Annotated in this window: 12 protein-coding genes and 1 pseudogene; 8 read left to right on the top strand and 5 right to left on the bottom strand. The window is 44.7% G+C overall.

Annotated elements, in window-relative coordinates; all coding sequences use genetic code 11:
• Positions 1 to 5: 5 nt before the first annotated feature.
• Positions 6 to 383: a hypothetical protein gene (locus CAL7507_RS29550; protein WP_015132164.1), complete on the bottom strand. Its 378-nt coding sequence runs from the start codon at positions 381 to 383 to the stop codon at positions 6 to 8.
• 628 nt (positions 384 to 1,011) lie between these two features.
• On the opposite strand from CAL7507_RS29550, the gene CAL7507_RS29545 reads away from it, so the two are divergent.
• The 4 genes from CAL7507_RS29545 to CAL7507_RS29530 all read left to right on the top strand — a co-directional run bounded on the left by CAL7507_RS29545 (position 1,012) and on the right by CAL7507_RS29530 (position 3,203).
• Complete coding sequence (locus CAL7507_RS29545) at positions 1,012 to 1,434, top strand: cupin domain-containing protein (RefSeq protein ID WP_015132163.1); 423 nt, start codon at positions 1,012 to 1,014, stop codon at positions 1,432 to 1,434.
• Positions 1,435 to 2,114: 680 nt separating this feature from the next.
• On the top strand, positions 2,115 to 2,324 hold the full coding sequence (locus CAL7507_RS29540) for a DUF2997 domain-containing protein (protein WP_015132162.1): 210 nt from the start codon (positions 2,115 to 2,117) through the stop codon (positions 2,322 to 2,324).
• Between the two features lie 37 nt (positions 2,325 to 2,361).
• Complete coding sequence (locus CAL7507_RS29535; protein ID WP_015132161.1) at positions 2,362 to 2,748, top strand: DUF1257 domain-containing protein; 387 nt, start codon at positions 2,362 to 2,364, stop codon at positions 2,746 to 2,748.
• Positions 2,748 to 3,203 carry a ferredoxin gene (locus CAL7507_RS29530; RefSeq protein ID WP_015132160.1) on the top strand — a complete coding sequence of 152 codons (456 nt, stop codon included), beginning with the start codon at positions 2,748 to 2,750 and terminating at the stop codon, positions 3,201 to 3,203. The genes CAL7507_RS29535 and CAL7507_RS29530 overlap by 1 nt, the downstream gene beginning before the upstream one ends.
• Before the next feature lie 108 nt (positions 3,204 to 3,311).
• Here the strand turns inward: CAL7507_RS29530 and CAL7507_RS29525 are convergent, their stop codons facing one another.
• The 4 genes from CAL7507_RS29525 to CAL7507_RS29510 all read right to left on the bottom strand — a co-directional run bounded on the left by CAL7507_RS29525 (position 3,312) and on the right by CAL7507_RS29510 (position 8,956).
• Positions 3,312 to 3,590: a YiaA/YiaB family inner membrane protein gene (locus CAL7507_RS29525; RefSeq protein WP_015132159.1), complete on the bottom strand. Its 279-nt coding sequence runs from the start codon at positions 3,588 to 3,590 to the stop codon at positions 3,312 to 3,314.
• A gap of 281 nt (positions 3,591 to 3,871) precedes the next feature.
• Positions 3,872 to 5,467 (bottom strand): DUF4335 domain-containing protein, encoded by a 1,596-nt coding sequence (locus CAL7507_RS29520; RefSeq protein ID WP_015132158.1) that lies wholly within the window; start codon positions 5,465 to 5,467, stop codon positions 3,872 to 3,874.
• Between the two features lie 121 nt (positions 5,468 to 5,588).
• The gene (locus tag CAL7507_RS29515; protein ID WP_015132157.1) at positions 5,589 to 6,194 is read right to left on the bottom strand and encodes a DUF3038 domain-containing protein; all 606 of its coding nucleotides are present in this window, start codon (positions 6,192 to 6,194) and stop codon (positions 5,589 to 5,591) included.
• Between the two features lie 275 nt (positions 6,195 to 6,469).
• The gene (locus CAL7507_RS29510) at positions 6,470 to 8,956 is read right to left on the bottom strand and encodes an endonuclease MutS2 (protein WP_015132156.1); all 2,487 of its coding nucleotides are present in this window, start codon (positions 8,954 to 8,956) and stop codon (positions 6,470 to 6,472) included.
• A 168-nt stretch (positions 8,957 to 9,124) separates the two neighbouring features.
• On the opposite strand from CAL7507_RS29510, the gene CAL7507_RS29505 reads away from it, so the two are divergent.
• The 4 genes and pseudogenes from CAL7507_RS29505 (at position 9,125) to CAL7507_RS29490 (ending at position 13,685) form a co-directional block, all read left to right on the top strand.
• Complete coding sequence (locus tag CAL7507_RS29505) at positions 9,125 to 9,661, top strand: GNAT family N-acetyltransferase (RefSeq protein ID WP_015132155.1); 537 nt, start codon at positions 9,125 to 9,127, stop codon at positions 9,659 to 9,661.
• A 428-nt stretch (positions 9,662 to 10,089) separates the two neighbouring features.
• Complete coding sequence (locus CAL7507_RS29500; protein WP_015132154.1) at positions 10,090 to 11,253, top strand: GuaB3 family IMP dehydrogenase-related protein; 1,164 nt, start codon at positions 10,090 to 10,092, stop codon at positions 11,251 to 11,253.
• Between the two features lie 326 nt (positions 11,254 to 11,579).
• A pseudogene (gene trxA, locus CAL7507_RS29495) lies at positions 11,580 to 11,927 on the top strand (thioredoxin); the annotation flags it as partial.
• Between the two features lie 687 nt (positions 11,928 to 12,614).
• Complete coding sequence (locus CAL7507_RS29490) at positions 12,615 to 13,685, top strand: LOG family protein (protein ID WP_015132152.1); 1,071 nt, start codon at positions 12,615 to 12,617, stop codon at positions 13,683 to 13,685.
• Positions 13,686 to 13,835 lie beyond the last annotated feature (150 nt).

Genomic DNA, 13,835 nt, shown 5'->3' with positions numbered 1-13,835 from the left:
CTTACCTATGCTGCAATAAAATCTTGGGCTGCTTTGATGGCGGCTTCTAGTTCTTCCCGACTGTGGGCTTTCACTGTGAGTTTTTTGCCGTTGGCTTCCACCGACAGTTCAATCGGTTTACCACCGAGGCGATCGCCCAAAAATCCCATCAACTTTTGAGCATTGGCTGCATTGACCTGAGTTGTCAATAAACCTATCAGAAAACCACCTAATGCTTTGTTGCCTTCTGGTGGCTTGGGGTCAAGAACACGACCAACAACTGCATCTAAATCGTCCATTTGCTTGAGTTCAGTCATGAGTCGTTGAACCTGCTCATCCCGTTCTTCCGCGTCCAAGTCAGGGTCATTGAAGGCGATCGTCAACTTAATGCTATCTGTGGTCATACTGCACTAATAAAAGTTTGGTTAGTTTTTTTCATAACAGCTCACAATTATATTTAGTTGTATCAGTAAAAACCCTATGCTCCTGTGAACATAACGAACAGTTGTACAAATCTTCACAGAAAGTACACTTGTCTTTTTGGTTACAAGTCCGACAAGCAATGTGCTTTGTTTACGCCGTTGCGTTCGGGAGCATGTCACCTTTGCAAATATACCAGGCGATTAGAAATCGCGGTTCATCATTGCACACAAACGAAAGCTAATGTAACGTGAGTTCAACGAATTTAAAGAACCCCTCTCCAAGCCTCTCCCCCAAGGGCTACCGTGTACACACAAGTGATTTAATCACCCCAAAACCTTTAAAAGTAGCGACAGCGTAACGCACCATCCTTGATTTTCGGTGCGTTACGACGTTCCGTCTAACGCACCCTACCAGACTAAAGCCGATGTGGGTGAGATTTTCTAACTTTTGTGTACACCGTAGCTCCGCTTCGGAGAGGGGTTGGGGAGAGGTTCATCGAACTCACTCACGTTAATGTGCGATCGCACATGCCACGAGGGTTAAATTAAAATAAAGCTAAGGTGATGGTTATTACACTCAACTTGTTTCTTTAGAAAGAGGGACACTTTTATGTCAGATTCGCAAAACGCCAGTTCCCCTATCAGTTCTCAAGAGGTGGTGACAATTCGGCCTGATACCCAAACCCCAACTCGCCAAAATCTACCTTACTTTGTGGGTATTTCTGCAGCGACTGCAGGTACTAAAGGAATTTCGTTAAATTTGGTGATTATTCCGGCAGGTGGCACAGCAGAACCCCATTTCCACAAAGACTATGAGACGGCAATTTATCTGTTGAAAGGTCGCGTCGAAACTCGCTTCGGGGAAGGGCTGAAACAGTCTGTCATTAACGAAGAAGGTGATTTTCTTTTTATCCCACCTGGTGTACCCCATCAGCCATTTAATCTGAGTGAGACTGAACCTGCTCAGGCGATCGTCGCCCGAAATGATCCCAATGAACAAGAAAATGTAGTGCTTTACAGTCCAGAGGTTTAGTACTACCGTGAAGTCATACTTCGACAAGCTCAGTAACCAAAAGTCAAAAGGTTTATAGGATAGACTTTTGGCGATTTGGTATGGGTAGTTTATTTACGCAATACTGTACTAATAACAACAAAGTGGGTTAAATTTTTTGTCCCTGGGAAGAGCAAGAACCCTTGTGGGGGTCTTTCAACTCAGCACTCTTCATTAACCCTAGTGGTTTGTCAATTTTGTTTTGAGGGGTTTTTGGTAGTGCGGGCATCTTGCCCGCGTCGCGTGAACGAGACGCTACAGTCCCTCATTTCAACCCTGACAGACTACTAGATTCAAATTGTAAATAAGCAAAATATCATACTAACGATAGAGTTTTCCAATAAATTTTGTATTTTTGTGAATTAACTGGCTAGTGATAATACTGCTAACGCTTGCTTGATGGTCTTTTCAGCGCTGAGTGCCATTAAAAATTTTGACCTTGACTAATCAATCAGGTTAAGAGAAACTAACTAATAATAAATGTGCCGACTAATAAAAGTAATAAGTTTTGTAAAGATTCTGAGACATATATTTCCAGAGATGGAACATTAGTTAACAAATGGCAAATTTGTATCTGAAGTAGAAATGTTCCCACAGCTACATTTTTAGCTTCTTGCGAGAGCAGAACAGTTCTAACGTACTATCGCGGTCAGCCAAGAGTTATGGAGACACTAGAATTCATCATCTATCCAGATGGTCGGGTGCAGGAGAAAGTCACTGGCATTGTGGGTGCGTCTTGCGCTGAAGTCACAGCCGCAATCGAAGCACAGCTAGGGATAGTACTCAGTAATGAGCCGACTTCAGAATTCTTCAATGCTCAGGTACAGCAATCCAGCTTGGCGAATACGCAAGTCACTTTTAGTGATTGGTAAGTTTTCAAACTAGTTTAGTTATTAATTCATAACCACCATGTCACACTTTAGCCAAATTAAGACTCAAATCCGTAACCTTGATTCTTTGAAAGATGCACTCAATGGTTTAGGCATAGATTGGAAACCGGGGCCACAGGAAGTGCGTGGCTATCGCGGTCAAACCCATCCTGCCGAAATTACAATTGAGCAAGAAAATGGCTACGACATCGGCTTTAGATGGAATGGTAAAGAATATGAACTAGTAGCTGACTTGCAGTATTGGCAGCAAAATTTGTCTGTGGATGGGTTCTTGCGCCAGGTGACACAACGCTATGCTTACCAAACTGTCGTGAAAGAAACTGCGCGTGTAGGCTTTGAAGTTGCAGAACAACAACAGCAAGCAGATGGTTCTATTCGCTTAGTCGTACAGCGCTGGAGTGCGTAATGGCTGACTTTCTGCCGTCGCCGGAAGAAGAAGACAACCGTTCTGGGCTAGAACCGGAATTAGGTGGTTTTTTGCGGGATGCGCCAGAGCGTTCTGGTTTAGAACCGGAATTAGGTGGTATACAGCGACAAAAGGGTGTTTACGTTGACGAAATTACCTGCATTGGCTGTAAGCACTGTGCCCACGTGGCGCGGAATACTTTCTACATTGAAGCAGATTATGGGCGATCGCGTGTAATTCGGCAAGATGCAGACCCTCAAGAGATAATCCAAGAAGCGATAGACACTTGTCCAGTTGATTGTATCCACTGGCTTGATTACACCGAACTCAGAAAGTTAGAAGAAGACCGCAAATATCAGGTAATTCCGGTTGTGGGCTATCCTGTAGAACATGCCGTTGCTGCAACCGAACGGCGACGCAAAAGGCAGAAGTTGAAAAACAAAAAATCTGGATAAAATCTCAAATTCAATTAATACAATTAAGGGCTGGTTTTACCGGCTCTTTTGTTTTGTCAAGAGTCAGGAGTCAAAAATTTCTCTCCAGTCCCCAGTCCCCGCATGTCTTTATTTGAGAACATCGTGTTGTGAAAGCAATTTCTCTACTTTTGCCTCATCAATTCTAGCGGTGAGTTTCTTGGCTTCGTGCAAATCTCTAGTGGTTTTTGCCAAATTAAAAGTTGAACCAAGAGAAAAAGCCAAACCCATACCCATAAAGCCTTTGACCCAGTTATCTACAGGTAAGTTAACAATCCCGAAGGTAGTCATAGAAATAGATAGAGCAAAGGCTGCCCATGTTTGAATAATCCAAGCGGAACTGTCTTTTTGTGGGCCAAGTGTTTGCATATCCCCTACCTTTTAACAGTGAACAGTAAACAGTTATCAACTCAAAACACTGATAACCGATTTAATTGTGATTGTATTTATTGGTACTCTTACTCAGGGCTATGGCATTACCAGTTTCGTAACTGGACTCCAAAAGCCCAGCCGTGGAGTCCATTCACTCTAGTGAAAAACGTCACAGGGGAGGGGATTTTGCTCAAAAAATTGATATCTGACTACATACAAATACTTGTACCAATTTTCTAATCGGCATACAGCGGATTAACCGAAATTACTGTAAGTTATTAGTTTTCTGGAAGTACCTGGACTTTGCCATTAGGACTAAGAACAGCTCGAATTCTCAGATTTTTGCCTGATCTATTAGCCGATACAAAAGGTTTACCAATATTAGGTATTCCAGCACTGTCAACGTAGTCTCTCGCTGCCTTGTTGAGGGGCAAAATACGTTCAATTGTGCCGTCAACGCCTACTATCAAACTATATTCTAGTGTTTGTGTTAATCCTGCGGGTGGTTGCCAGCGTTTTTGGAAGTATTCTCTAGCTTCTGTGACTAGAGGAGTGTCAAATAATGTGCTGTTGGTAGCAACCTCTGGGGGTGGCGCAGTTTTGCTGGCGTTTCTCAATTTACTGACTAAACGATTATCATCAGTGGCGATCGCCGAAGCATCAGAAGCAGGGTTTAATTGACTATCCAGCAGCGGTGAGTTGGATGGTGCGACGCTAGTAGCCAGAGGTGGAGTGATGTTAGCTGTAGGCGCAGATAGGCTTGGTGGTAGACTCCGCTTTAAAGGGAGAGGAGTTTCAGCTAGAGAAACTGATCCTGTGGGGTTTGGTTTGAGATTGGGTTGGATGGCAATTTGCTGTCCACCGCCTGTAATAGGTGTAACTAACTTGGAATTCTGGGAAAGGGTGGGATTAGTCCCTTGAGGTATAGTTATGACATTTCCTGGCGATGGTAGGGCGGTTGTCGGTAGACGGGATATGGGAGATTTTTGAGAAGCAGTCGAGAAACCTGTATTAGGGGCTGTTAGTGCTGGCGCAGGCAAGCTAGAAGTGGGCAGTGGCGGAGCGACACCTACGCCCGGTAGTGGTGGGAAATTATCGGACGGAGTGAGTCCGGGTTGAGGTGTGGGAAAGTTTAATAAGGGTGAGGGTTGAATGGCAATATCTGTGGATTCAGGTGCAGATTTTGTAGCTATCTGCTGTTTGGGTTTGGTCTGATTAACATATTGCCAAGTAACGGGTAATAGACCTACACCTAGTGCCAGCACAGCTGCAACAGATGTCCAAGCGGGCCAAGGATAAATTGTGCTGGTGCGATTAAGAGTTGGTAACGCCATGACATCGGCAGCGTATTCATCTAAGGCAGTAGCCAAATCAAACAGCTGCAATAAACTGAGGCGAATTACAGGGACTGATGTTTGGTTGGCGAGGGAACCGAGAAATAGGTTGTGAGTTAAATAATTGCTTGGTTCTAAGTAGATTTTTGTGCTTGGTATCTGGGAGTTAAAAGACTTTAATGTTTTAGTGTTTCCTGGGAGGGGAAATTGTTGTAAATCGGCTAAAGCTGACTCGTCAGAGACTTTACTGGAATCCTGTGGACCGGAGAAACTGACCCAAAAGTTATCTGGAGTCTGGTGCAGGAATTCTTGTACGTAGCTGGTAACGGCATCACACAAAGCTTCGAGTTGATCGCGATCGCCCCGAATTGGAACCCGGTCTTCTTCTGGCAATTGCGGATCTTCAAAACGCAGCTCAAAACTTAGCTGCTTGAGGACAGTTTTCCCCATCCACTGAGACAAAGGTGAGCTTTGCGCCAATACTTCTAGTGTGCAAGTGGGGGGTGTGTAGCGACGAATGACAGAATTTGATAGAGGCATGGCAGAAACTGCGAGGGAGACTATTTGGGATTTTGAATTTTGTGAAAAGTTATAGGAGGATTTTCCTTTTTAGTAAACTTTTCCAGACCGATTTTGTGATGATCAATCTGAAATCTAAAATCTAAAATTTTGTCGAACGGTCTATGAGTGTTAGCCAGAGACGGCGGTGTCCACCAGTGGCACTGTAAAACAATAAGTCTACGAGTAGTTTTAGTGCCAAGCGGGTGAGTAAATCTGTGGAGATTTGCTCGTCCTCTTCCATGCGCTCTTGGTAGGTGTTGCAGAAAGCATCAATATAATCTCCAAGTAAAGCAGTTTGGTGAGGTTCTTGGTTATTTTCCGCCATTTGTTCGAGTAGACTAACAGCACGACGAATTAATTCTTGCTGTTGTTTAGCGAGGTAGCAGGTAATTAAAACCAGCGATCGCGCTTCTTCTACATCGAGCTTTTTGCGCCCGCCTTGTCCTTTGCGTAGGGGATTTGATTGGCGCAATCGCCACAAAGCTACGCGGTCTGGCACTCTTGACTCTAAATTCAGATTTATCGCCGCCGAGAGCATAGCCTCGGAACCAATGCCAGTTAAGGTTTCTAGCGCCAATAGCACTAAGTCTAACTGGGTTTTGATATTGTCCCATTGAACAGAGTTTGGGGCTGGAAGCTGGATTAAGTCCTCCCACTGGGAATTTGAAGTTGCTGAATCGGCGGCCGAGTGCATAACTTTTAGCATAGGTGATCAGGCTGATAGGGACTGTTGCTGTTACCCATTTTGAAACAGACTCTCAAGCATTTAGGTTAGTTTCCCGTAGCTAATTCGTCGGAAGTTTCAGCTAGTTTTCATCGCTGTGGTAAGCAGCTGGTGTCTTTGTTTAACTTTAAATGAAAAGCAATTTTACACAAAGTAGCAATTTGACTAACGGGGATTGGGGATTGGGGACTGGAGGAATAACTTTTGATCCTTGACCCTTGACTCTTCACAAATGACAAATGACCAATAACAAATGACTAATCTTGAACATAAGCGACGGTAACGCCACTACCGCCGTCTACTTGGGCTGCGGCTTCGTAGTTGTTGACTCTGGGGTGCTGTTGCAAATAGGTGTGAACACCTTGTCGCAGTTTACCAGTACCATGTCCGTGAATAATCCATACTGGGCCTGAGGCTTCTGAGATGGCTTTGTCTAACATGAATTCAGCATCAGCTACCCGCTTTCCGCGCAAATCTATTGTATTTTTGGAAGTCCGAATTGCTAGGGCTGGTTGTGCTGGTTGAGGAACTGGTGCTGGTGCTGGTTTTTGCTTGACGACTGGTTCGGCTTTTTGACCGTCTAGAGATTCGATGTCTTCTAGTGTCACAGTCATTTTCATGATGCCAAAGCGGACGCTGAATTCACCATCTTCATCGGGTGCTGTTAATACTTCGGCTGTTTGCCCGAACTTAGAAATGCGGATGCGATCGCCTACTTTGGGCATAAATCCAGCTTTGGGTTTGGGTGGCGGTGCTGGCTGATATTGCTGGGCAATTTGGTTTAACGCATTGGTGGCTTGCTGGGCGTCTTGGGCTGTTGGTGTCCCTTGCTGCAAGCGGCGAATTACTTGGGCAATTTCCGTTTTGGCTTGGGCGATCGCTTGTTGCACTGCAACTTCTTGGGAAGCCCGTAAGGCTTTTTCTCGCTCTTGTAAAGCTTCGGCTTTAGCAGACACCTCTTTATATAAACGTTCTGCTTGCTGCAACACATTTTGGGCTTCGGTGGCTTTGGTTTCTTGGCGACGGCGTTGCGCTTCCAGCCCAGCAATTACTTGATTGACTTCGTCTGTGGCTTCTCCGACTTGGGTTTTCGCGTGTTCGATGACTTCTGGTTTCAAACCCAAACGGAGGGCGATCGTTAAGGCGTTGGAACGTCCGGGAATGCCCCACAGCAGTCGATAAGTTGGCGACAGAGTGGTTTCATCAAATTCTACAGAGGCATTTTCAAACCGCTCATCTTCATATTTCAGTGCTTTGAGTTCACCAAAGTGAGTGGTGGCGATCGCTAATTGGGCGTGATCTGCGAGGTATTGTAGCAAGGCGATCGCTAAAGCACTACCCTCTACTGGATCAGTACCTGCACCGACTTCATCGAGTAAAACCAGTGCTGAGTGCTGAGTGCTGAGTACTGAGTCAGGAGTCCTGAGTTCTAAATTTTGCTCCCCTGCTCCCTGCTCCCTGCTCCCTTGTCCTGAGCGAAGTCGAAGGGCTGCTTCTTCGCCATGCCCTAATGCATTTAAAATCCGGCTGATGCGGCGAATATGACCAGAGAATGTAGATAAACTTTGCTGTAGTGATTGTTCATCGCCAATATCTGCCAATACTTGGTCAAACCAGGGGATTTCTACTGGTTCACGGGCAGGTATAAACAAACCCACTTTCGCCATCAATGCTGCCAATCCTAGGGTTTTCAACGTCACTGTTTTTCCCCCAGTATTCGGACCAGTAATCGTTACTACCCGAATATGTGGACTGATGAGCAAATCTACAGGTACTACTGGTTGACCTTGTTCATGCTGCTGCTGCCACACTAACAATGGATGTCGCAGATGGCGCAAGGTGATAATTTCTTGGTCTTGGCGGTGAATAAATCTTGGGGGATTTGCACCCAGCCAGAAACTGTATCTAGCTCTAGCGGTTGCCAGATCCAGAGTGGTGACAATTGCTAATAGCCTTTCCAAATCGGGTTTGACTGCGGCTACTTGCTCAGTTAAAGCACGGCGAATCGCTTCTTCTTCCGCTTGTTCTTTTCTGATTACTTGGCGTAATTGGTTCCCCATAGGCACGATGGAATTCGGTTCCACATATAGCGTGGCGCCGCTGGTGGAAGTATCGTGAACAATGCCGGGGATAGCGTCTTTTTGGGGTGCTTTCACGGGGATGACAAAGCGATCGCCCCGTTGAGTAATCAGTTGTTCTTGGACTGCTCCAGATTTTGCCTGGAGGATATTTTGTAACTTTTGAGTAATTTGACTGCGTAATCTCCGCAAGTCTGTCCGAATTTCTCCCAGTTTTTGACTGGCGCGATCAGTTACCTGGCCACGTTCATCTATACAGCGGTGAATTTCCTGCTCTAGTTCCGGATAAGTGCGTAACTCGGCAACTAGCGCCGTCAAAATCGGACAGTCTAGCTGGTTGTCAATGACACGGCGCAAATTTCTGGCACCAGCGAGGGTAGTAGCGATCGCTAACAATTCATCCCCAGTCAAGATGCCTTGGAGTTCCGCTCGTTCCAGAGCATCGCCAATATCTTGAATCCCATCAAACGATAAACTTGTGGTGAGACGATTTTCCAGTTGGTAGACTTCTTTAGTCTGCTCCAACAACTGTATACTTTCCGCTTGAGAGTCCGGAATTTGCAGATGACGCGATGCGATCGCCCCCAACTTAGTTGCAGCAAATGTCGAAAGATGCTGGCAGAGGCGATGCCATTCTAGTAGTTCTAGGGTTTCAGACTGGATCAAGGTTTCAATATCTAATCTGAAATTATAGTAACAATTCTAGCTTCCAGAAAGCTAAGTCTTGTCGTAATTAATTGCAACAGAACAAATTTTTCCAAGTTATTAAAATTAGGTATATTGAGGCATCGCCCTCACATCAGCTAAAACATTGTATCCCTTGCTGCATAAGATGTGATCAAACTACGGACGACTAACCCAAACGATATTGACTTCATTCTCACTCAGGAAAACAGACCAGAGTTCAAAGACCTAATTCTCTGCTGGAGCCGGGAGCAACACAGCATAAACCTGAACTCTACTGAAAAGCGTTACTTCATGATTGAAAACAGTTTAGCTGAAACTGTTGGCTATGCTATCTTGTCTGGACTCACATCACCAAACCGCAGTATTGAGTTAACTCGAATCGTCATTGCTAAACCAGGACTAGGATACGGTAAGTGCGCGTTGCGTATCATCATCAAAAAAGTTTTTGAAGAGTATAATGCTCATCGTTTTTGGTTGGATGTCTTTGAACACAACCAACGAGCTAGATACGTTTATCAGTCAGTCGGTTTTCAAGTAGAAGGAGTCCTGAGGGAAGCCATCAAGCAAGGTGAGACAAATCTACAAGCAGGTTCCCTTCCACAGGTGATGTTCCTTCACCCGAAAGCAGACAAGTATTTTTCGTTAGTAGTTATGTCCATACTTGAGAATGAATACTTCACATAAACGTTCAATTTGTTAATTCAGGAAATTTTGCTAGTGATTAACCTGCAAACATCCTCTAAGCAAGATATAAAACTATACTGATTCAATATTCTGAAATTTAAAAGCCTCAAGACTTAATTTAGGAGCAATTTGGGCAAATTTGTACTTAGTATAGAAACTGAGAGTTCTTTGGGGGGCTAGTATTTATTCGTTTTCAGATAGATAGTAAGACATAATTTAGACATCTAACATATTCCTATTTCGTATTAATGGCTTTCAATTAATCAACTAGTACTTGGTAGTAATCAAGTACCAACTGGCACATTAAACCAAGATCCTCTCACAAATCAGCCAACACCAAAACTCAACCAACATTAAACAGAAAACGCTCCAATCTCCCTCACAATTTGATACCCTAGCTAGAACAGAGATTTGAGAAAAGTTTAAGCGTGGACATTCAACTTGGGCGGGGAAAAACAGCTCGCAGAGCCTACGGAATTGATGAAATTGCGTTAGTCCCTGGTAATAGAACACTAGATCCGAGTTTGGCAGATACTAAGTGGCGGATTGGCAATATTGAGCGAGAAATCCCCATAATTGCCAGTGCAATGGATGGCGTAGTCGATGTGCGTATGGCCGTGCGTTTATCGCAATTAGGAGCATTAGGTGTCCTCAACCTAGAGGGTATCCAAACTCGCTATGCTGACCCAGAGCCGATTTTAGATCGGATTGCCGCTGTGGGAAAAGATGAATTTGTTTCCCTGATGCAAGAACTCTATGCCGAACCCATAAAGCCAGAATTAATTGAGCAACGTATTCAGGAAATTAAACAACAAGGCGGAATTGCTGCGGTAAGTACTACCCCCGCTGGTGCAAGTAAATATGGTGAGGTGGTGGTAAAAGCTGGGGCAGATTTATTCTTTGTACAAGCCACTGTGGTTTCCACAGCACATTTATCACCAGAGTCTTTAGTCACGTTGGATTTGGCGGAATTTTGCCGCTCTATGCCAATTCCCGTGGTATTGGGCAATTGTGTGACATATGAAGTGACTTTGAATTTATTGAAAGCTGGAGCTGCTGCGGTACTCGTGGGCATTGGGCCTGGTGCTGCTTGTACCTCCCGTGGTGTGTTGGGTGTGGGAGTACCACAAGCAACAGCGATCGCCGATTGTGCCGCTGCAAGAGATGATTACTATCAGGAAACTGGCAACTATATTCCTGTAATTGCTGATGGCGGTTTAATCACGGGCGGTGACATTTGCAAATGCATTGCTTGTGGTGCCGATGGTGTGATGATTGGTTCTCCCTTCGCTAGAGCCGCTGAAGCCCCAGGACGGGGTTATCATTGGGGAATGGCAACTCCTAGCCCTGTGTTACCCCGTGGTACTCGCATCCGCGTTGCCACCACTGGTAGCCTAGAGCAAATACTCATCGGTCCAGCAGGACTAGATGACGGGACTCATAACCTCTTAGGAGCTTTAAAAACAAGTATGGGTACATTAGGAGCCAAAAACATTAAAGAAATGCAACAAGTTGAAGTTGTCATTGCTCCCTCCCTTTTAACCGAAGGCAAAGTTTACCAAAAAGCTCAACAATTAGGTATGGGTAAATAAAGGGATTGGGGATTGGGGGTAGGGAGCAGGGAGCAGGGGGCAGGGAGAGTGAGGGAAGAACTAATTGCCCAATGCTCAACTTCAAATCCTGACAAAAAATTCTCCAGACTTTCAAACAATTACTGGAAAAATCGCATATCTCGCCTACAATGGAGATAGCGGAGACGCATGTTTCCGTTCACTCCTCACACCACACTCCGCCCGGACTACTGTTCGGGCGGTTCCTTATGTTTGTGAATAAAATCTAGAGCTTCTTTGCAAATGTACATCCTTGCTTTTCCAAGCAGCTGTTTTTGCTATGGTAGAATTTTCACGAAAGTCAGAAATATAATTGGCAAAGGTTTTTAGGCATGTCAGCAGCCGCACAAGTTACGGATTCTACGTTTAAGCAAGAGGTACTCGACAGTGAAGTACCTGTTTTAGTTGACTTTTGGGCGCCTTGGTGTGGTCCCTGCCGCATGGTAGCTCCGGTTGTAGATGAAATTTCCATTCAGTATGAAGGTCAATTAAAAGTTGTTAAAGTCAATACTGATGAGAATCCTAATGTTGCCAGTCAGTACGGTATCCGCAGCATTCCCACGTTAATGATTTTTAAAGGTGGGCAAAAAGTCGATATGGTCGTCGGTGCCGTGCCTAAAACTACATTAGCTAACACTTTGGAAAAGTATCTTTGAAGCTTAATCGGCAGTAAATCCTTTTGAATTGTCCATTTGCTTTAGGTTTAGGTAAATATTTGTCAAATAATTGGCGAGGCGCGAGATTTCGCGTCTCAACAAATCTTTTGACGGTGGACACCAGTTTCAGATTGTCGCTGCTAAACTAATTCTGTTATTCCTTAAAAGGAAGCTCCTGGACTCCTCCTTCTACTGAATAATTGATCTTTGGGTAGTAAGGGATTAAAACCTCCCTGTTCAGCGTCAGAATGGATTGGAAGCAGCTAATGTCTAATACAAGCCCCTCTTCCTACAGGCTGCGCGTCAAGTCTGCTTCAGCAGCAGGGAAGCAAAGGGTAGTTGCCACTCCGAACTTCTCTAAGCTTTGTATCTACACTTGTTTGCACCAGTCATCTCAAGTGGGTTAAGTTTGAAGCATAACTTTTGGAGTAGCATCGCGTTTTTCCAGGAGCGTAGTGAGCTACATCTGTTCTAAGTAGAGACTCACTTTGGCGACTTCGCTCCAACAAGCAAATGTTGGCGATGTCAGTCGTCATCAGCGCCTTGGTTGATAATTAACCAAAGGTGCTTTTTGATGCCAAAGAGCAACGCTTACAGATCCCCATTACCCAGGCTAGGCAAAGCAGTCTTTGATAAATAGCGCACCAAAATTAGGTAAAATATAATGCCATTGTGGCGACAGTTCTCATGACCTCATCTGCGTCGTTTGACACATTAGAGTCTCTCCAAGCGGATATCGCTGAATTAATTGATCGCTTACCGACGTTAAAACATCGGCAATTTATTAAGCAGGCACTTACAACCATATTGCGTCTGGCGGATAGTGACATTGACCGTCTCGACTGGAAAATATTGTCGGCTGCTTTAGCAGATATGGAACGCGGCTTCGAGCTTTTTCATGCTTACCGACACGTCCGTAAAGTCACTATTTTTGGCTCTGCTCGTCTAGCCTCAGAGACCCCAGAATACCTCATGGCAGTAGAGTTTGCTCGCGCTGTTTCTCAATTGGGATTTATGGTCATGACAGGCGGTGGCGGCGGCATCATGCAAGCGGGACACGAAGGCGCTGGAAGAGAAAATTCCTTTGGCTTAAACATTCATCTGCCATTTGAACAGCAAGCCAACCCAGTGATTGAGGGTGATTCTAAGCTGATTCACTTCAAATATTTCTTTACACGTAAGCTTTTTCTCCTCAAAGAAAGTGATGCAGTAGCTTTATTTCCTGGTGGTTTCGGCACCCAAGACGAAGCTTTTGAGTGTATGACATTAAGTCAGACAGGTAAATTTGGCCCTGTACCTTTAGTATTAATAGATCCGCCGGGTGGTGATTACTGGCGGTCTTGGAGCAAATATATTGATGAGCAATTGGTGCAAAAAGGTCTGGTTAGTCCCGAAGACCCCAGTCTTTACACTGTGACAGACGACCTAAACGTGGCCTGCAATGTTATTACCCGGTTTTACCAAGTTTATCATTCTAGTCGCTATGTAGGGGAGCAGTTGGTAATCCGGCTGACGACAGATTTATCAGTATCTGAAGTAGAGCAACTCAATGCTGAATTCAGCGATATCCTTGTGAAAGGAAGGATTGAAAAAAGCCAGGTATTACCGCAAGAAGGTCAAGATGAAACATATAAGCTACCCCGTCTCATTTTGTACTTTAATCAACGAGATTTAGGTCGCTTGTATCAGATGATTGCCGTAATTAATCAAATGGGTACTCATTCACCAGAAGAAACGGGTCATCCAGAAAGGAAGTAAGCATTAGGGGTAGATTTTGTCACTTTGGCATTTTTACCCCTTGAATAAGGTTTGTTGTACTACTAAGTAGTTATCAGAAACCGCATACACTGGAACACATAAAAAAAGGACTGGGGACTGAAGAAAGGAAGAGGTCTTCTGCCTAGCCTA

It is taken from the genome of Calothrix sp. PCC 7507 (assembly GCF_000316575.1).
In the GTDB taxonomy this organism is placed as follows: domain Bacteria; phylum Cyanobacteriota; class Cyanobacteriia; order Cyanobacteriales; family Nostocaceae; genus Fortiea.
The sequence above is the reverse complement of the archived record's forward strand: the minus strand, read 5'-3'. Positions and strand labels throughout refer to the sequence as shown.